A 15,642-nucleotide genomic window follows, 5' to 3' on the forward strand; every position below is an offset into this window, starting at 1 on the left:
GCACCATGCCCGTGATCGCGCTGAGCGCCCGTTCCGATGAGGCCATGATGTCGGAGGCACGCGAGGCGGGCATCAACGACTTTCTCATCAAGCCGGTGCAGTCGATAAAACTCCTTGAGTCGCTGAGCCGGCAACTGGGTATCGCCATCAAGGATGTGAGGGTGGATGCCTTGCCGACCCCACAGGCGTCAGCGGCGGTGCACGCGCTCATCGATGTCGCCAGGCTGGACAGCTTGCGCCGGCTGGGCCTGATCAAGGCGGATCTCGCCCATGCGCTGGAGGACATGCGCACCAAGTTTGGCCAGTTGGCCGGCTATGTCGCGGCCAACGACATGGGGCGGGCGAAGACGTTGATGCATGCTTTGATGGGTCTGGCCGGGCATTTGGGGGCCAGGGCGTTTCATGATGAATTGCGGGCGAGGTACGCCCTGATGGTGGAGACGGGGCAGTGGCCAGCAGATGGGGACTGGCTGCTCAAGCTGCGCCAGATTTTCACCGACACGGACCGGCTGCTGCGAGCCCGCACGGGCGTCTGAACGCGAGAAAGGTCCGAGCCGTCTTTATTCCCATCTGGAATAAAGAAACAAGAACAAAGTCGTTTGGATTCTCAGGGTGGGCGCCCAGAATCTGACACATCCTGTTTCTTGCTTGGAGCTTTCCCATGAAAAACACCTTGCGCGCGGCGCTTGCCGCCGTCGCCCTGTCCACTTCTGCCCTGGCGGGCGCACAGACCACGCTGCTGAACGTCTCTTACGACGTGGCCCGTGAGTTCTACAAGGACATCAACGTGGCGTTCGCCGCGAGCTACAAGAAATCGACCGGCAAGGACATCAAGGTGGACCAGTCGCACGCCGGCTCGAGCGCCCAGGCGCGTGCCGTGGCCGATGGCCTGGAAGCGGATGTGGTGACCTTCAACACGACGACGGACGTGGACTTCCTGGCGGAAAAGGGTGTGGTGGCCAAGGACTGGCGCCAGAAATTCCCGAATGGCGCAGCCCCCACGACCTCGACCATGCTGTTCCTGGTGCGCAACGGCAACCCTAAGGGCATCAAGGACTGGGACGATCTGATCAAGCCTGGTGTGCAGGTGGTGGTGGTCAACCCCAAGACCGGTGGCAATGGCCGCCTGGCTTACCTGGCCGCCTGGGGCTATGTGCGCAGCAAGGGCGGCAGCGATGCCGACGCCGCCGAGTTCGTGGGCAAGCTTTACAAGAACGTGCCGGTGCTGGCGCGTGGTGGCCGTGACGCCACGGGCGTGTTCCTGCAACGCAATATTGGTGACGTGCTGATCACCTTCGAATCCGAGGTCGTGTCGGTGGACGCCGAGTTCGGCGCCGGCAAGGTCGATGCGATCCACCCGAGCGCGTCCATCGTGGCGGAGAACCCGGTGGCGATCGTGGAGCGCACGGTGAACAAGAAGGGCTCGGCCGCCGAGGCCAAGGCCTACCTCGATTTCCTCTACAGCCCGGAAGGCCAGGAGATCGCGGCCAAGCACAACATCCGCCCGCGCAACGAAGCGGTGCTGAAGAAGTACGCCTCGGCTTTCAAGCCGATCAAGCTGTTCAACGTGAGCGACTATTTCGGTTCGCTGGCTGAGGCGCAGAAGGTGCACTTCAACGACGGCGGTCAGTTCGACAAGCTGTACACGGTCGGCAAGTAACAAGGAAACACCCCCGCCACGCTGCGCGCGTCCCCCTCGAGGGGGCGGTGCCTGCGGCCCGGCAAAGCCGGTTCCGCGGCACCTCTTGAAAAAGCCACTTCTCGCGTTGCAGCGACCTGGACCCACGACATGACCACCGCCACGCTGCCAACCGCAGCCGCTCCAACTGAAACCCGTCGCCGCACGCGCCGCCGCGTGCTGCCGGGCTTCAACATCACGCTGGGTTTCACGGTTTTCTACCTGAGCCTGATCGTGCTGATCCCGTTGTCGGCCCTGTTCTTCAAGACGTTTTCGCTGACCTGGCCGCAGTTCTGGGAAGCCGTTACCGCGCCTCGCGTGCTGGCGTCGTACAAGCTGACCTTCGGCGCTTCGCTGATCGCCGCCACGGTGAATGCCGTGTTCGGCCTGCTGGTGGCCTGGGTGCTGGTGCGCTACAGCTTCCCCGGCAAGAAGATCGTGGACGCCTTGGTGGACTTGCCGTTTGCGCTGCCCACCGCTGTGGCGGGCATCTCGCTCACCGCGATCCTGGCGGGCAACGGCTGGATCGGCCAGTACACGGAGCCGCTGGGCCTCCAGCTGGCCTTCAACCCGAATGGCGTGGTGATCGCGCTGATCTTCATCGGCCTGCCCTTCGTGGTGCGCACGGTGCAGCCGGTGCTCGAAGACTCCGAAAAGGAACTCGAAGAGGCCGCCACCTGCCTGGGCGCCACGCGCTGGCAGACCTTCAGCCGCGTGATCTTCCCGAGCATCGCGCCCGCCCTGCTCACCGGTTTCGCGATGGCGTTCGCCCGCGCGGTGGGTGAGTACGGTTCGGTGATCTTCATCGCGGGCAACATGCCCATGGTGTCGGAGATCACGCCGCTGATCATCATCAGCAAGCTGGAACAGTACGACTACGCGGGTGCCACCGCCGTGGCGCTGGTGATGCTGCTGTTCTCGTTCGTGCTGCTGTTGCTCATCAACGGCCTGCAGACCTGGCAACGCAAGCGCTCCGGGGGGAACCTGCAATGAGCACCGCCACCTCTCCGCGCACCGCGCGCAAGGGCACGACCGAAGCGGCCTGGGTGCGCCGCACGCTGATCGGCATCGCGCTGCTGTTCATGGCGCTGTTCCTGGTGTTGCCGCTGGCCGCGGTGTTCACCGAGGCGCTGCGCAAGGGCTTCGACGCCTATTGGGAAGCGCTGAAGGACCCGGACGCGTGGTCGGCCATTCGCCTGACGCTGCTCACGGCCGCGATCGCCGTGCCGCTGAACCTGGTGTTCGGCGTGGCGGCGGCCTGGGCCGTGGCGAAGTACGAGTTCCGGGGCAAGTCCTTCCTCACGACGCTGATCGATCTGCCGTTCTCGGTGTCGCCGGTGGTGGCGGGCCTGATCTACGTGCTGGTGTTCGGCGCGCAGGGCTGGCTGGGCCCCTGGCTGGCCGAGCACGATATCAAGATCGTGTTCGCCGTGCCCGGCATCATCCTGGCCACGATTTTCGTCACCTTCCCCTTCATCGCGCGCGAACTCATTCCGCTGATGCAGGCGCAGGGCAATGACGAGGAGCAGGCCGCGATCGTGCTCGGCGCCTCGGGTTGGCAGACCTTCTGGCACGTGACCCTGCCCAACATCAAGTGGGGCCTGATCTACGGCGTGATTCTCTGCAACGCGCGCGCCATGGGCGAGTTCGGCGCGGTGTCGGTGGTGTCGGGCCACATCCGGGGCCAGACCAACACCATGCCGCTGCACGTGGAGATTCTCTACAACGAGTACCAGTCCGTCGCCGCCTTCGCCGTGGCGTCGCTGCTGGCTTTGCTGGCCCTGGTCACGCTGGTGATCAAGTCGGTCGCCGAATGGCAGATGGAGCGCGAACTGAAGGCGCTGGCCGAGCTGCCTCCCGAACGGCCCACGCCCGCCCACCCAACCCTGCTGGGACAGACACCATGAGCATTGAGATCCGCGACATCAACAAGAACTTCGGCACCTTCCAGGCGCTGAAGAACGTCAACCTGGACATCCACTCGGGCGAGCTGCTGGCCCTGCTCGGCCCTTCGGGCTGCGGCAAGACCACGCTGCTGCGCATCATCGCGGGGCTGGAGACGCCGGACACGGGCAGCATCCTGTTCAGCGGCGAGGACACCACCGACGTGCACGTGCGCGAGCGCAACGTGGGCTTCGTGTTCCAGCACTACGCGCTGTTCCGCCACATGACGGTGTTCGAGAACGTGGCCTTCGGCCTGCGCGTGAAGCCGCGCGGCCAGCGCCCGAGCGACGCGCAGATCAAGACCAAGGTGCTCGATCTGCTCAAGCTGGTGCAGCTGGATTGGCTGGCGGACCGCTACCCTTCGCAGCTCTCGGGCGGCCAGCGCCAGCGCATCGCCCTGGCGCGCGCGCTCGCGGTGGAGCCCAAGGTGCTGCTGCTCGACGAGCCTTTCGGCGCGCTCGATGCCAAGGTGCGCAAGGAACTGCGCCGCTGGCTGCGCCGCCTGCACGACGAGCTGCACGTGACCAGCGTGTTCGTCACCCACGACCAGGAAGAGGCCCTGGAAGTGGCCGACCGCGTGGTGCTGATGAACCAGGGCCAGGTGGAACAGATCGGCGCGCCGCAGGAGGTGTGGGAACACCCGGCGAGCCCGTTCGTGTACGGCTTCCTGGGCGACGTGAACCTGTTCCATGGCCGCGCCAACGAAGGCCAGTTGCACCTGCAAGGCGTGTCCATCGATTCACCCGAACACGCCGGTGCCCAGGACGCGAAGGCCTTTGCCTATGTGCGCCCGCATGACCTGGACGTGCAGCGTTATGCGGCCGGCCTGCCTGGCATCGTGGCCAAGCTGGAGCGTGCGGTGGTGGTGGGCCCGATCGCCCGGCTCGAACTGCTGCCGGTGGACGCACAGGCCCCGGGTGGGTACGACCCGCTGATCGAGGCGCGCATGTCGTCGGAGCGTTTCCGGGAACTGGGTTTCGAGGAGGGCGATACGCTGGTGGTCTCGCCGAAGAAGGCCCGGGTGTTCCTGCAGCCGCAGGCGGCCTGAAGCACAAGATTTACGCCGCTTACATCGGGTATCACAGCCCGGTGCAGGCGGCGTTTTTCATCATGCGGCGAGCTTGATCTTGCCCTCCGTCACGTAGCGCTTGAAGTCGGTCAGCGGCATGGCCGCCGAGCCGCGCACTTCCTCGTCCACCCAGCTGAGAGTGGCGTCGTTCAAACCCGTTTCCACCTTCACGGGACCGGGGCGAATGACGATGTTGGGGCCATCGCCTTCGCGGTACTCGACCTTGCCAACAATGTGTGCGGTTTGTGCCATGGCGTGCTCCTCGATATGGAGTCTTCAGGATCGCGGGCATGCGCCCAGGGGTCTGTGCGTTGACGTACAGAACTTCGCCCACGTGAGGCTTAGTCTGGACTCAGCCGCTTTTTCCGGCTGTTGTCTCCCCCCTGCCCCGTGCAGCTTTCCAAAGGACCCCATCATGAAGACTTCCAAACTCCTCACCACCTCCGTGGCCGCGCTGACCGTCGTTGGCGCTGGCCTCGTGTACGCGCAGACCACCACCCCGAGCACGCCAGCGCCCATGACGCAGGACTCGACCACCCAGGCACAGCCTGCCACGCCCACCGCGCCCGCACCGTCGACCACGATGCCTGCGACGCCCAGCCAGGACACCACGCAACGCAGCACCGTGCCGATGACCACGGATGCCCAGGCTGATCGCAACTGACCCTTGATGAAACAGGCCCCCATGAGCCCGATGAGGCTCCGGGTGCCGCCCATTTCCAGAACACGACCGTCATGCGCATCCCCTCTTCCCTCGCGCAGGACATCCGCAACGGCGTGCTGATCGGCGCGGCGGTGCTCACCTTGCTCATGCCGCCGGCCAAGCTGGTGCAGGGCCCCGACGGCCCACAGGCTGGTGCCGCCATCGCGGTGCCGCTCGCGCCCCTGTCTGCGCCGGAGCCGGACTTCGGCGGCGTCGAGGCCACCGCCAACGCGCACGAACTCGTGCAGTGGATCGCCCGCACGGGCGACAACGCGGGCATGCCTTTCGTGCTGGTGGACAAGCCAGCCGCCCGGTTGCATGTTTTCAATGCCAACGCGAGCCTGCGAGACAGCACCCCGGTGCTGCTCGGATTTGCGCCTGGCGACGACACCGTGCCAGGCATCGGCAACAGGCCGGTGGAACAAGTGAAACCGCATGAGCGCACGACACCAGCCGGCCGCTTTGTCGGGCATCTGGGCCACAACCTCACGGGCGAAGACGTGGTGTGGGTCGACTACGACGCCGCCGTGTCGATGCACCGCGTGCGGCCCACGCTGCAGCCCAAGGAACGGCGCGCCGAGCGGCTCGCGTCAGCGACCATCGACGACAACCGGATTTCCTATGGGTGCATCAATGTGCCGGCCGCGTTCTACGAAGCGCAGCTGAAGCCGGTGTTCTCGACCATGTCGGCCGTGGTGTACGTGTTGCCCGAGCACAAGAGCCTGAGCGAAGTGTTCGGCCTGACCACGGCGCCCGCACCGTTGCCGCAGGAGGCGCGGGTCAGGCGCTCTGCAGGGTCCGTTTGACGATCCGCGTGGGAAGCGAAGGTGTGCCGTGGCCGCAGGAGAGCTTGTCGTACGCGCGGCGCACCACACCGTAGCATTCGCAGCTGCGCGCTTCGAGCCCGTCGCGGTCCAGGATGGAGATATGACCCCGGTGGTACTCGATCAAACCGGCTTTCTGCAGCTTCAGCGCGCCGCTGGTGACGCCTTCGCGCCGCACGCCGAGCAGGCTGGCGATGCGCTCCTGCGTGGCCTGCATGTCGCTGTTGTCCTGCCGGTCCAGGTGCTGGAGCAGCCAGCGGCAGAGTTGCTGGTCGAGCGCGTGGTGGCGGTTGCAGGCCGACGACTGCGCCATGTGCGTGAACAGCGCCTGGGTGTAGGCCAGCAGGTGCTGCAGCAGTTCGGGCGAGCGGCGAGTGTGGTGCAGCAGCGCCTGCACACCCATGCGGCCAGCGTGGCCGGGGCGTTGCACGACGGCGTCGCACAGGGCGCTGGTGTCGCCCATGAAGGCGCACACACCCACCATGCCCTCGTTGCCGACCACCGCCACTTCGGACGATGCGCCGTCTTCCAGCGAGGACACCAGCGACACGGTGGCGCTGACGGGAAAGTACACGTGCCGCACTTCGGCGCCGGCCTGGTGCAGCAAGGCGCCGGCCCGCAGCTCTTCCCATTCGAGGTCGGGCTCCAGAAGCTCCCATTCGGCGCTCGACAGCATGGCCAGCAAGTGGTTGCTGGGCAGCGGAGACGGATTGGTGGTCATGGCAGTTCCCTTTCAACAGGTCGTTCGATTCGCGGGCCCACCCGGGGGGTGAGCCGAGCCCAAATTAGGCCGGGGATCGCACGAACACCGTGTCAGACGAAGTGCCCTTTTCGCCGTAGGAGAACGAGAGGGATCAGGCGCCCTGAGGCTGCAGTGCGATCACCGCCATCCCGGTCAGGGCAATTACCGCTCCCGCCACGTCCCAGCGGGTGAGGGAGACGCCGTCCACCAGCCGCAGCCAGACCAGGGCCACGGCGATGTACATGCCGCCATAGGCCGCGTAGGTGCGGCCGGCGGCGGCGGGATGCAGGGTGAGCAGCCAGGCGAACAGGCCCAGCGCCAGCGCCGCCGGCAGCAGAAGCCAGGCGACTTTTTCCTGTTTGAACACCAGCCAGGTGAGGTAACAACCCACGATCTCGGCGAGCGCGGTGACGGCGAAGAGGAAGGTGATGCGCAGGGCGTCCATGGGAGTGAACCGGTAAAAAACGGCGTCAAAAGGCATCAATGGCCGGGATGGCAGGCGCAGGCTTCCCCGTGCGCGGCCGAGACCAGCTCGGTCAGGATGCCGCAGGGCGCCCCGCCCTCGTGCTCGCCGTCGCAGCGCGAACGAAGTTGCAGCAATTGTTTCTCCAACGCCCGCATGCTCTTGAGGCGGGCGCGCACGCGGCTGAGCTGCTCGTCCACCAGTTGGTCCACATTGAGGCAATGGCCCTCGGGGTCGTCCACGAAGCCGAGCAGGCGTTTCACGTCGGCCAGGGGCATGTCCAGCGCGCGGCAATGGCGGATGAACGACAGCCGCTCCAGGTGCGGCTGGTCGTAGTTGCGGTAGCCGTTGTCCAGCCGCGCGGGCTCGGGCAGCAGGCCTTCCTTCTCGTAGAAGCGGATGGTTTCCACGTCCACGCCCGTGGCACGGGCCAGCTCCTTGATCTGCATGGTTTTTCTCCTTGTTGACACTGTAGCCGCTTTAGGGTTTTCAATACAGGCATCGAAAGGAAAAACCATGTCAGCCCATTGCCATACGCACGACACCCCTAAGCCCACCGAGGTCGCCAACCTGGACCGCTACCGCCGCATTCTCTGGATCGCACTGCTGGTCAACGCGGCCATGTTCCTGGTCGAGATCGTCGCCGGCTGGCGCGCCGGCTCGCTCGCGCTGCTGGCCGACGCGATCGACTTCGCGGGCGACGCGCTGAACTACGCCATCTCGCTCGCGGTGCTCGCCTCCGCGCTGGCCTGGCGGGCCCGCGCGGCCGTGCTCAAGGCGGTGAGCATGATCGGCTTCGGCCTGTACATCCTGGGCAGCGCGGCGTGGGCGGCCTGGAACGGCCAGGTGCCCGATGCCACCACCATGGGCGTGATCGGGGTGCTGGCGCTGGTGTCCAACGTGGCCGTGGCCTGGATGCTCTACGCCTTCCGCGAGGGCGACGCCAACATGCGCAGCGTGTGGCTGTGCTCGCGCAACGATGCCATCGGCAACGTGGCCGTGATGCTGGCCGCGCTCGGCGTGTTCGGCACCGGCAGCGCCTGGCCCGACCTGATGGTGGCCAGCCTGATGGCCGCGCTGGCCCTGCACGGCGGCTGGCAGGTGCTGCGCCAGGCGCGCGGCGAGCTCGCCGGTGAAAGCGAAGCCCACGGGCACCACGACCATGCGCACTGAGCCCACCGCCGTGCCGGGCTTCGACCCGGTGACCTACGCCCGCCTGCTGTCGCGCTTGCACGCCCTGCCCACCACCGCGACCCGCGAGCGCTGGCTGCTGCTGGAGGCGGCCCATGTGGTCGGCCAGACCCGTTTCCGGCCCCACCTGGAGACCCATTGCCTGATGCTCGGCCAGGCCTGGCGCACTCGGGACGCGCGCGAGATGGCCGGGCAGGTGCTGCGGCTGCTGCTCGTGCCCCTGGGCCACCTCACAGGGCGCCTGCCGATCGGCAACCCGGGCCGGTCGCAGGTCAGCGCCTTCCGGCCCATGGCCGTGCGCGCGGACATCGCCGAGGCCATCGCCCAGGCCACTCCTACAATCCCCTGATGCGTTCGTGGCTCGCCGTCTTCCTGTTGGTGCTCTTGCCGTTGCAGTTCTCCTGGGCTGCGATGGGCACGCCCGCCCCGCATGAACGCGAGCCTCAGGTGGGGGTGCACTGCCCCCATCCCCATTGCGCCACCCGCACGCCGGGGCTGGATGCCAGCACGGCGCACCACGCCGATTGCGGCACCTGCCACAACGGTTGCCCCCTGGCCTTGTTCCACGAACCGCGCCGCCCCTTCGCGAGCGCACCGGCCTTCCCGCTGACGGGGGCCGCCGTGGTGCCGGCGTCGAGACCGGCCGACCTGCCCGACCGGCCTCAGTGGAGCGCCCGGGGCTGACCCCGGGCAGCGGCCTCATCCGCCTGTGGCAGCGCCGTTCGGCGCCGCGCCCGCGTCTCCCCCTCCTCACGCAGCGGCGAGCGGCCTTCCGGGTCGCCCGCTCTTCTCTCATTCTTGCGCTCTTCGAAGAGGTGCACCCCATGCCACTCCATTGGCTCCGCCGATCCCCCCGTTGGGCCTGGCTGGTTCTCGTCGTCGCGCTGGTGGGCGCGGACCAGGCCACCAAGGCCCACTTCGCCGCCACGATCCCGCTGGGCACGGGCATCGAACTCACCCCCTGGCTGAACCTGGTCCATGTGCTCAACACCGGCGCGGCGTTTTCGCTGCTGGCCGATGCCGACGGCTGGCAGCGCCCGTTCCTCATCGCCGTCGGCCTGATCGTGGTCGTGGCCATCAGCTTCGTGAGCATGACGCGCCACGTCGAGCCGATGGAGCGCTGGCTCGGCGCGGTGATCGTGGCCGGCGGCGCGGGCAACCTCATCGACCGCGTGCAGACCGGCGCGGTGGTGGACTTTCTCGACCTCCACTGGCGCGGCCTGCATTGGCCGGCCTTCAACCTGGCCGACGTGTTCGTCGTGACCGCCGTCATCGCCTGGGCCCTGCTCTCGCTGCGGCGGCCTGCCGCGCCCGTCGCCACACCGGACGCCCGCCCATGAAGAACCCCTGGACGCTTCTGCTCCTGGCCTGGCTGGTGGCGATCGCCGCGACGGCCGGCGCGCTGTTCATCGGCGAGGTCATGTTGATGGTGCCCTGCCAGCTCTGCTGGTACCAGCGCATCTTCATGTTCCCCCTGGCCCTCATCCTGGGCATGGCCTGCTTCGCCGAAGACCGGCGCGGCGCGGTCTACGCGCTGCCGCTGGCACTGGGCGGCACCGCCATGGCGGGGTACCACACGCTGCTGGTGGCCGGCCTCATCCCCAAGGCCTGGCTGCCGTGCAGCGCCGGTGTCTCGTGCGCGGACCAGCGGCTCGAGATCCTCAACGGCCTCCAGATTCCCTGGCTCTCCCTGGCCGCCTTCGCGGCCATCAGCCTTCTGCTCACCCTGTTCCTTCGAAAGACCTCCCGATGACCTCCAAGAAAATCACCGTGATCGCGCTCGTCGCCGTCGTGCTCGCCGCGTTCGGCCTGGGCGCCTACCTGTACCAGCAGCGCGTGCAGAACTCGCAGATGGACAAGGTCACCCAGCAACAGGCGCGCCTCGTGCGCATGCATTCGCCGGTGTTCGGCCCGCAGGGCGCGCCGGTGACCATCGTCGAGTTCTTCGACCCGGCCTGCGAGACCTGCCGCGCCTTCCACCCCGTGGTCAAGGGCCTGCTGGCGCAGTACCCCAACGAGGTGCGTGTGGTGATCCGCTATGCGCCCTTCCACCAGGGCTCGGACCAGATCGTCCTGCTGCTGGAAGCGGCCAAGCGGCAGAACAAGTACGCGTCCGTGCTCGACGCCGTGCTGGCGGCGCAACCGCAGTGGGCCGACCATGCCCAGCCCAACTTGCGCGTGGCCTTCCAGGCCGCCGAACAGGCCGGGCTGGACATCAACCAGGCCATCGAGGACGCCCAGCGGCCCGAACTCGCGGCCGCGCTGCGGCAGGACATCGAAGACCTCACCGCGCTGGAAGTGACCAAGACGCCCACCTTCTTCGTCAATGGCCGGGGCCTGCCCAGCTTCGGGCGCGAGCAGCTCCTCGCACTGGTGGCCGAGGAAGTGGCCAAGGCCCGCAAGTGAGCCCGGGCGGTGCCCGCGTCAACCCTTGGGCACGTGGGCGCTGCACCAGCCGTTGGCCACCACCATCTTGCCGGTGAAGATGGTGCAGCCCCCCACCGCGTCACCGGGCTTGCCGGTGTAGAGCTGGCAGTTGCGGCAGGTCTGCGCCGGGGTGTGCCTGGGGAACTTGCGCGGATCCACCTTCTGGGTGTCGGGCGTGTAGCCCAGGGCCAGGGCGGTGGGGTCCTTGTCGCTCACCATGGCGGGCTGGGCCGCCGCCGAGGCGGCCCAGCCGGCCGCGCCGGTGGCGGCCGCTCGCAAGAGAAAGACGCGACGGTTCGAATCGTTCATGGGGCACCTCGTGGGGACGGGCTGGATCGCCAGCCCATCCTACCCGCAGGCGATGGCCCCGGGTGCGTACACTTGGGCCCCGGATCGCACCACGCATGAGCCCTCAAGACTACGTCCAGCAAAAAGCCGCTGCCTCAGGCAGCAGCTTCTACTACGCCTTCCTGTTCCTGCCGGCCGAGCGCCGCGCGGCCATCACCGCCTTCTACGCCTTCTGCCGCGAGGTGGACGACGTGGTGGACGAGGTCAGCGACCCCGCCGTGGCCCAGACCAAGCTGGCCTGGTGGCGCCGCGAGGTGGCGCAAGCCTATGCCGGCGAGCCCAGCCACCCGGTGATGCAGGCGCTGATGCCGCTGGCCAAGACCTACGAGATCGAGATCCGCCACCTGCTGGCCGTGATCGACGGCTGCCAGATGGACCTGGAGCAGAACCGCTACCTCGACTTCGCCAACCTGCAGCGCTACTGCCACCTGGTGGCCGGCGTGGTGGGGGAAGTGGCGGCGCGCATCTTCGGCCAGACGCAGATCGCCACCACCGAATACGCCCACCGCCTGGGCCTGGCCTTCCAGCTCACCAACATCATCCGCGACGTGGGCGAGGACGCCACTCGCGGGCGCATCTATCTGCCTGTGAACGAGCTGCAGAGCTTCAACGTGCGGGCCCACGAGCTGCTGCAGCGCGGCGCCGCGCCCGGCACCGATGTGGCCGACTTCCAGCGCCGCTTCCACGCGCTGATGCAGTTCCAGTGCACGCGCGCCCTGCAGACCTACGACGATGCCCTGGCCCTCTTGCCCGCGGCCGATCGCCGTGCCCAGAAACCGGGCCTGATGATGGCCAGCATCTACCGCACCCTGCTCAAGGAAATCGCGGCCGACCCGCTGCTGGTGCTGACCCAGCGCGTGAGCCTGACGCCTTTGCGCAAGTTCTGGCTGGCCTGGAAAGTCCAGGCCCTGGGCAGGCTATGAGCCCCACGCTCCACCGCCGCGCGGGTCTTCGCGTCCTATGAAGCTCGCCGTCGTCGGTGCCGGCTGGGCCGGCATGGCCGCCGCGGTGGAAGCCGCCTCGCGCGGCATCGATGTGACGGTGTTCGAATCGGCACGCACGCTCGGGGGCCGCGCGCGCGCCCTGCCCGCGCAACTGCCCGACGGCACGCCGCTCACGATCGACAACGGACAACACATCCTCATCGGCGCCTACAGCGACACGCTGGCGCTGATGCAGCGCGTGGGGCTGGACCTGTCCCAGGCGCTGCTGGCCCTGCCCCTCGCCCTGCCGCACACCGACGGCTCGGGCCTGCAGACGCCGGCCTGGGCCGCGCACTGGCCCGCGCCGCTGGACGCGCTCGCCGCCATCGCCACCACGCGCAGCTGGCGCTGGCGCGAGCGGCTCGCGCTCGTCAACGCCTCGCTGCGCTGGCAGCGCCAGGGCTTCCAATGCGATCCCCAGCTCACCGTGGCCGAGCTCTGCGCCCGCTTGCCCGCGCGCGTGGTGCAGGAGCTCATCGAACCGCTGTGCGTGTCCGCGCTCAACACGCCCACGGTGGACGCGAGCGCGGCCGTGTTCCTGCGCGTGCTGCGCGATGCCCTGTTCGGCAAGGGCTTCGCGGGCTTCAGCGCGTCCAGCCTGCTGCTGCCGCGCACCGATCTCTCGCGCCTGTTCCCCGATGCGGCGGCCGAGTGGCTGCTGCGCCATGGCGGCTCGACCCAGATGCGCATCGGCACCCGCGTGAGCACCCTGCGCCCGCTGGCCACGCAATGGATGCTGGGCCACGAAGGTGGCGAAGAGGCCTTTGACCGCGTGATCTGGGCCACCGCCGCGAGCCCCGCCGAAAAGGCCATCCGCCAGGCCGCCGACGCCTGCGACGAAAGCACCGAGCCCATCCTCAAGACCTGGGCGCGCTCGGCCCGCGCGCTGCCCTTCACGGCCATCACGACCGTGTATGCCTGGGCACCCGGCGCGCGCCTGGCCTCGCCCATGCTGGCCCTGCGCGCCGAGCCCGACGCCCAGACCGCCCCCGCGCAGTTCGTGTTCGACCGGGGCCAGCTCAGCCCCGCGGACCCGGCCGCGCAAGGCCTGCTGGCCTTCGTGGTGAGCACCAGCGGCGAGGACCGCGACGACCTGCAGACCCAGGTGCTCGAACAAGGCCGGCGCCAGCTCGGCCTGCCCGCGCTGCAGGCCGTGCAGACCGTGGTGGAAAAGCGCGCCACCTTTGCCTGCACGCCCGGCCTGGTGCGGCCGGTGCAGGCCATCGCCCCCGGGCTCTGGGCCGCAGGCGACTACGTGGAAGGGCCCTACCCCGCCACGCTCGAAGGCGCGGTGCGCAGCGGCCTCGCGGCGGCCCGGCTCGCCACCGAAGCCCACTGATCCACGCATCTGCGGAACCTCTGGGGCGCACGGGGTTCACACCGTGTGACATTTTTTTCAACCCCGACCCGAAGGAGACCTCGCGGATGAACGCCCCCCACCCCGCCCGACACCTCATCGCCGCCGCCGGCCTGTGCCTGCTCGCGCTCAGCACGAGCGTGGCGCAGGCGCAAAGCATGGTCAGTGTGCAGGGCAGCACGCTCAACATGCGCGAAGGCCCGAGCACCAAGGCCGCCGTGCTGTGGGAACTCAAGCGGGGCTACCCGCTGCAGATCACCGAGCGCAAGGGCAGCTGGGTCAAGGTGCGCGACTTCGAGGGCGACACGGGCTGGGTCGCGCGCTCGCTCACCGGCAACACGCCGCACCATGTCGTGAAGGCGAAGGTCGCCAACATCCGCAGCGGCCCGGGCGCACAGCACCGCATCGTGGGCAAGGCGGAATACGGCGAGTTGCTGCGCACGCGCGAGAAGCGGGCCGACTGGGTGCGCGTGGAACGCGAAGAAGGCGTGGGCGGCTGGATCGCCAAACAGCTGCTCTGGGGCTTCTGAGCCCCGGCGCTCAGCCGTTCTCGCGCACCGCGAGGTAGGCCGGGCGCGCCATGCAGCGCCGGATCCATTCGTGCGTGAGCGGGTGGGCGTCCATCAGCGCCCTGGACGGGCGCGCCCAGTTCAAGACGCTGGCCACGCACAGGTCGGCCACGGTGAAGCGCGCGGCGGCGAGGTGGGCCTGGTCCGCCTCTTTCTGGCGCTGCAGGTGCCGCTCGATCACGCGCAGCGGCACCGCCAGGCGGCGCTCGGCCGCGTCGGCCAGCTCGGGCTTGCGCCGCTCCATGGGCATCACCAGCCGGTGCATCAGCACCGTGAGCGCATCGGCCTCGGTTTCGGTCATGGCCCAGAAGCTCCAGCGCAGGGCTTCGGCGTCTTCGTGCGGTGTGGCCGGCGTGATGCTTGCGCCGTCGGCCGGGCCGTGGTGGCGCGCGATGTACAGCGCGCAGGCCATGCTCTCCCACACCACCACATCGCCTTCGGGCCGGGCATCCACCACCGCCGGCACGCGGCCGTTGGGGTTGATCGCGAGGAACTCGGGCGTGCGCGTGCCGCGGTCCTGGTAGGCCAGCTCGACGTGCTTGAAATCCAGGCCCAGTTCGGTGGCGGCCCAGAGCGGGCGGACAGCGCGGGAAGCGGGAATGCCGTAGATCGTGAGGCCCATGCTCAGCCCAGCTGGCGGCACAGGGCCATCAGGTCGGCCACGGTGACATGGGGTTGCAGCGGCGCGTGCTCCCAGGCGTGGCCGGCGCGGTTGAGCCAGGCCACCTGCATGCCCGCGCCCAGCGCCCCCACCACGTCGAGCTGCGCGTCGTCACCGATGTGCAGCACCTCGGCGGCGCCCACGCCCGCGCTGCCGGCGGCCGCGTGGAAGATCCGCGCATCGGGCTTGCCCACGCCGAACTCGTGCGCGCTGAACGCCGCATGGAAATGCTGGCCCAGGCCCACCGTGTGCACATTGGCATTGCCATTGGACAGGGCCACCACCGGGTAGCGCTTCGCCAGAAACTCCAGCGCCGGCAAGGCGTCCTCGAACAGCTCCACGCGCTGGCGCTCGGCAAAGAAGATGTCGAAGGCCGGCTCGGCCAGCGCCGGGTCGTCGCCCGCGCGCGTCAGCACCAGGCGGATCGCCTCGCGGCGCAAGGCACTCATGTCGTGCGCCAGGTCGGGCCGCAGGGCGTGCATTTCGTTGCGCACCGCGCGCAGGGCTTTGGGGTCGCCCCACTGCGCGGCGGTGGCCGGCGCGTGCTCCAGCAGCCAGGCGGCCAGCACGGCCTCGGCGCGCTCGATGATGGGCCAGATCGGCCACAGCGTGTCGTCCAGATCGATGGTGATGGCGCGGATGCGGCTGACGTCCAGCGCCGTGGGGAGGGGGGTATTCATGTC

At 68.4% G+C, this 15,642-nt stretch carries 23 protein-coding genes; 16 read left to right on the forward strand and 7 right to left on the reverse strand.

Annotated elements, in window-relative coordinates:
* The first annotated feature begins 5 nt into the window (after positions 1-5).
* From AC1Q9M_RS02645 to AC1Q9M_RS02665, 5 genes are all read left to right on the forward strand, one after another.
* Positions 6-536, forward strand: coding sequence for a hypothetical protein (locus tag AC1Q9M_RS02645; protein ID WP_492432289.1), 531 nt, complete (start codon positions 6-8; stop codon positions 534-536).
* Positions 537-661: 125 nt separating this feature from the next.
* On the forward strand, positions 662-1,660 hold the full coding sequence (locus tag AC1Q9M_RS02650) for a sulfate ABC transporter substrate-binding protein (RefSeq protein WP_382324166.1): 999 nt from the start codon (positions 662-664) through the stop codon (positions 1,658-1,660).
* 129 nt (positions 1,661-1,789) lie between these two features.
* Entirely contained in the window at positions 1,790-2,671 is an 882-nt protein-coding gene (cysT, locus tag AC1Q9M_RS02655; RefSeq protein ID WP_382158758.1) for a sulfate ABC transporter permease subunit CysT, read from the forward strand.
* Positions 2,668-3,585, forward strand: a complete 918-nt coding sequence (cysW, locus tag AC1Q9M_RS02660; RefSeq protein WP_382158760.1) for a sulfate ABC transporter permease subunit CysW — start codon at positions 2,668-2,670, stop codon at positions 3,583-3,585. Before cysT ends, cysW begins: the two co-directional genes overlap by 4 nt.
* Complete coding sequence (locus AC1Q9M_RS02665) at positions 3,582-4,670, forward strand: sulfate/molybdate ABC transporter ATP-binding protein (protein ID WP_492432291.1); 1,089 nt, start codon at positions 3,582-3,584, stop codon at positions 4,668-4,670. Before cysW ends, AC1Q9M_RS02665 begins: the two co-directional genes overlap by 4 nt.
* 60 nt (positions 4,671-4,730) lie before the next feature.
* Here the strand turns inward: AC1Q9M_RS02665 and AC1Q9M_RS02670 are convergent, their stop codons facing one another.
* A complete protein-coding gene (locus tag AC1Q9M_RS02670) occupies positions 4,731-4,943 on the reverse strand; it encodes a hypothetical protein (protein WP_382158764.1) in 213 nt (70 codons plus the stop codon).
* A 163-nt stretch (positions 4,944-5,106) separates the two neighbouring features.
* Between AC1Q9M_RS02670 and AC1Q9M_RS02675 the strand changes: the two genes are divergently transcribed.
* Positions 5,107-5,355: a hypothetical protein gene (locus AC1Q9M_RS02675; RefSeq protein WP_382324164.1), complete on the forward strand. Its 249-nt coding sequence runs from the start codon at positions 5,107-5,109 to the stop codon at positions 5,353-5,355.
* Positions 5,356-5,426: 71 nt separating this feature from the next.
* Complete coding sequence (locus AC1Q9M_RS02680) at positions 5,427-6,200, forward strand: hypothetical protein (RefSeq protein WP_382324162.1); 774 nt, start codon at positions 5,427-5,429, stop codon at positions 6,198-6,200.
* Here the strand turns inward: AC1Q9M_RS02680 and AC1Q9M_RS02685 are convergent.
* The 3 genes from AC1Q9M_RS02685 to cadR all read right to left on the reverse strand — a co-directional run bounded on the left by AC1Q9M_RS02685 (position 6,175) and on the right by cadR (position 7,872).
* Positions 6,175-6,939: a Crp/Fnr family transcriptional regulator gene (locus AC1Q9M_RS02685; protein ID WP_382158768.1), complete on the reverse strand. Its 765-nt coding sequence runs from the start codon at positions 6,937-6,939 to the stop codon at positions 6,175-6,177. The genes AC1Q9M_RS02680 and AC1Q9M_RS02685 overlap by 26 nt on opposite strands.
* Positions 6,940-7,072: 133 nt before the next feature.
* A complete protein-coding gene (locus tag AC1Q9M_RS02690) occupies positions 7,073-7,405 on the reverse strand; it encodes a YnfA family protein (protein WP_382158770.1) in 333 nt (110 codons plus the stop codon).
* 35 nt (positions 7,406-7,440) lie between these two features.
* Entirely contained in the window at positions 7,441-7,872 is a 432-nt protein-coding gene (cadR, locus tag AC1Q9M_RS02695; protein ID WP_382324160.1) for a Cd(II)/Pb(II)-responsive transcriptional regulator, read from the reverse strand.
* Positions 7,873-7,939: 67 nt separating this feature from the next.
* On the opposite strand from cadR, the gene AC1Q9M_RS02700 reads away from it, so the two are divergent.
* From AC1Q9M_RS02700 to AC1Q9M_RS02725, 6 genes are all read left to right on the forward strand, one after another.
* Complete coding sequence (locus tag AC1Q9M_RS02700) at positions 7,940-8,596, forward strand: cation efflux transmembrane domain-containing protein (RefSeq protein WP_492432294.1); 657 nt, start codon at positions 7,940-7,942, stop codon at positions 8,594-8,596.
* Entirely contained in the window at positions 8,586-8,963 is a 378-nt protein-coding gene (locus tag AC1Q9M_RS02705; protein ID WP_492432296.1) for a DUF3703 domain-containing protein, read from the forward strand. Before AC1Q9M_RS02700 ends, AC1Q9M_RS02705 begins: the two co-directional genes overlap by 11 nt.
* On the forward strand, positions 8,963-9,298 hold the full coding sequence (locus AC1Q9M_RS02710) for a hypothetical protein (RefSeq protein WP_444686308.1): 336 nt from the start codon (positions 8,963-8,965) through the stop codon (positions 9,296-9,298). The genes AC1Q9M_RS02705 and AC1Q9M_RS02710 overlap by 1 nt, the downstream gene beginning before the upstream one ends.
* A gap of 140 nt (positions 9,299-9,438) precedes the next feature.
* On the forward strand, positions 9,439-9,954 hold the full coding sequence (gene lspA, locus AC1Q9M_RS02715; protein WP_492432299.1) for a signal peptidase II: 516 nt from the start codon (positions 9,439-9,441) through the stop codon (positions 9,952-9,954).
* Complete coding sequence (locus AC1Q9M_RS02720; protein WP_492432301.1) at positions 9,951-10,367, forward strand: disulfide bond formation protein B; 417 nt, start codon at positions 9,951-9,953, stop codon at positions 10,365-10,367. Before lspA ends, AC1Q9M_RS02720 begins: the two co-directional genes overlap by 4 nt.
* Positions 10,364-11,020, forward strand: coding sequence for a DsbA family protein (locus tag AC1Q9M_RS02725; RefSeq protein WP_492432303.1), 657 nt, complete (start codon positions 10,364-10,366; stop codon positions 11,018-11,020). Before AC1Q9M_RS02720 ends, AC1Q9M_RS02725 begins: the two co-directional genes overlap by 4 nt.
* An 18-nt stretch (positions 11,021-11,038) precedes the next feature.
* On the opposite strand, the gene AC1Q9M_RS02730 is transcribed toward AC1Q9M_RS02725, so the two are convergent.
* Positions 11,039-11,350, reverse strand: coding sequence for a high-potential iron-sulfur protein (locus tag AC1Q9M_RS02730; protein WP_492432305.1), 312 nt, complete (start codon positions 11,348-11,350; stop codon positions 11,039-11,041).
* 95 nt (positions 11,351-11,445) lie between these two features.
* Between AC1Q9M_RS02730 and hpnD the strand changes: the two genes are divergently transcribed.
* From hpnD to AC1Q9M_RS02745, 3 genes are all read left to right on the forward strand, one after another.
* Positions 11,446-12,312, forward strand: coding sequence for a presqualene diphosphate synthase HpnD (gene hpnD / locus AC1Q9M_RS02735; protein ID WP_382158787.1), 867 nt, complete (start codon positions 11,446-11,448; stop codon positions 12,310-12,312).
* Between the two features lie 37 nt (positions 12,313-12,349).
* Positions 12,350-13,711 (forward strand): hydroxysqualene dehydroxylase HpnE, encoded by a 1,362-nt coding sequence (hpnE, locus tag AC1Q9M_RS02740; protein WP_492432307.1) that lies wholly within the window; start codon positions 12,350-12,352, stop codon positions 13,709-13,711.
* 86 nt (positions 13,712-13,797) lie between these two features.
* Positions 13,798-14,259 (forward strand): SH3 domain-containing protein, encoded by a 462-nt coding sequence (locus tag AC1Q9M_RS02745; protein WP_382324147.1) that lies wholly within the window; start codon positions 13,798-13,800, stop codon positions 14,257-14,259.
* Positions 14,260-14,269: 10 nt separating this feature from the next.
* Here the strand turns inward: AC1Q9M_RS02745 and AC1Q9M_RS02750 are convergent, their stop codons facing one another.
* Positions 14,270-14,920: a glutathione S-transferase family protein gene (locus tag AC1Q9M_RS02750; RefSeq protein WP_382326902.1), complete on the reverse strand. Its 651-nt coding sequence runs from the start codon at positions 14,918-14,920 to the stop codon at positions 14,270-14,272.
* A gap of 2 nt (positions 14,921-14,922) precedes the next feature.
* The gene (locus AC1Q9M_RS02755) at positions 14,923-15,639 is read right to left on the reverse strand and encodes an HAD family hydrolase (RefSeq protein ID WP_382324145.1); all 717 of its coding nucleotides are present in this window, start codon (positions 15,637-15,639) and stop codon (positions 14,923-14,925) included.
* Positions 15,640-15,642 lie beyond the last annotated feature (3 nt).

The organism is Hydrogenophaga sp. GW823-FHT04C09, assembly GCF_058796355.1.

Coding starts and splice junctions, on each gene's coding strand:
- cysT (WP_382158758.1), top strand. CDS start 1,790: ATGACCACCGCCACGCTGCCAACCGCAGCCGCTCCAACTGAAACCCGT.
- cadR (WP_382324160.1), bottom strand. CDS start 7,872: ATGCAGATCAAGGAGCTGGCCCGTGCCACGGGCGTGGACGTGGAAACC.
- AC1Q9M_RS02750 (WP_382326902.1), bottom strand. CDS start 14,920: ATGGGCCTCACGATCTACGGCATTCCCGCTTCCCGCGCTGTCCGCCCG.
- AC1Q9M_RS02685 (WP_382158768.1), bottom strand. CDS start 6,939: ATGACCACCAATCCGTCTCCGCTGCCCAGCAACCACTTGCTGGCCATG.
- AC1Q9M_RS02755 (WP_382324145.1), bottom strand. CDS start 15,639: ATGAATACCCCCCTCCCCACGGCGCTGGACGTCAGCCGCATCCGCGCC.
- cysW (WP_382158760.1), top strand. CDS start 2,668: ATGAGCACCGCCACCTCTCCGCGCACCGCGCGCAAGGGCACGACCGAA.
- AC1Q9M_RS02665 (WP_492432291.1), top strand. CDS start 3,582: ATGAGCATTGAGATCCGCGACATCAACAAGAACTTCGGCACCTTCCAG.
- AC1Q9M_RS02670 (WP_382158764.1), bottom strand. CDS start 4,943: ATGGCACAAACCGCACACATTGTTGGCAAGGTCGAGTACCGCGAAGGC.
- AC1Q9M_RS02710 (WP_444686308.1), top strand. CDS start 8,963: ATGCGTTCGTGGCTCGCCGTCTTCCTGTTGGTGCTCTTGCCGTTGCAG.
- AC1Q9M_RS02675 (WP_382324164.1), top strand. CDS start 5,107: ATGAAGACTTCCAAACTCCTCACCACCTCCGTGGCCGCGCTGACCGTC.
- hpnD (WP_382158787.1), top strand. CDS start 11,446: ATGAGCCCTCAAGACTACGTCCAGCAAAAAGCCGCTGCCTCAGGCAGC.
- AC1Q9M_RS02705 (WP_492432296.1), top strand. CDS start 8,586: ATGCGCACTGAGCCCACCGCCGTGCCGGGCTTCGACCCGGTGACCTAC.
- AC1Q9M_RS02745 (WP_382324147.1), top strand. CDS start 13,798: ATGAACGCCCCCCACCCCGCCCGACACCTCATCGCCGCCGCCGGCCTG.
- AC1Q9M_RS02720 (WP_492432301.1), top strand. CDS start 9,951: ATGAAGAACCCCTGGACGCTTCTGCTCCTGGCCTGGCTGGTGGCGATC.
- AC1Q9M_RS02650 (WP_382324166.1), top strand. CDS start 662: ATGAAAAACACCTTGCGCGCGGCGCTTGCCGCCGTCGCCCTGTCCACT.
- AC1Q9M_RS02690 (WP_382158770.1), bottom strand. CDS start 7,405: ATGGACGCCCTGCGCATCACCTTCCTCTTCGCCGTCACCGCGCTCGCC.
- AC1Q9M_RS02680 (WP_382324162.1), top strand. CDS start 5,427: ATGCGCATCCCCTCTTCCCTCGCGCAGGACATCCGCAACGGCGTGCTG.
- hpnE (WP_492432307.1), top strand. CDS start 12,350: ATGAAGCTCGCCGTCGTCGGTGCCGGCTGGGCCGGCATGGCCGCCGCG.
- lspA (WP_492432299.1), top strand. CDS start 9,439: ATGCCACTCCATTGGCTCCGCCGATCCCCCCGTTGGGCCTGGCTGGTT.
- AC1Q9M_RS02700 (WP_492432294.1), top strand. CDS start 7,940: ATGTCAGCCCATTGCCATACGCACGACACCCCTAAGCCCACCGAGGTC.
- AC1Q9M_RS02730 (WP_492432305.1), bottom strand. CDS start 11,350: ATGAACGATTCGAACCGTCGCGTCTTTCTCTTGCGAGCGGCCGCCACC.
- AC1Q9M_RS02645 (WP_492432289.1), top strand. CDS start 6: ATGCCCGTGATCGCGCTGAGCGCCCGTTCCGATGAGGCCATGATGTCG.
- AC1Q9M_RS02725 (WP_492432303.1), top strand. CDS start 10,364: ATGACCTCCAAGAAAATCACCGTGATCGCGCTCGTCGCCGTCGTGCTC.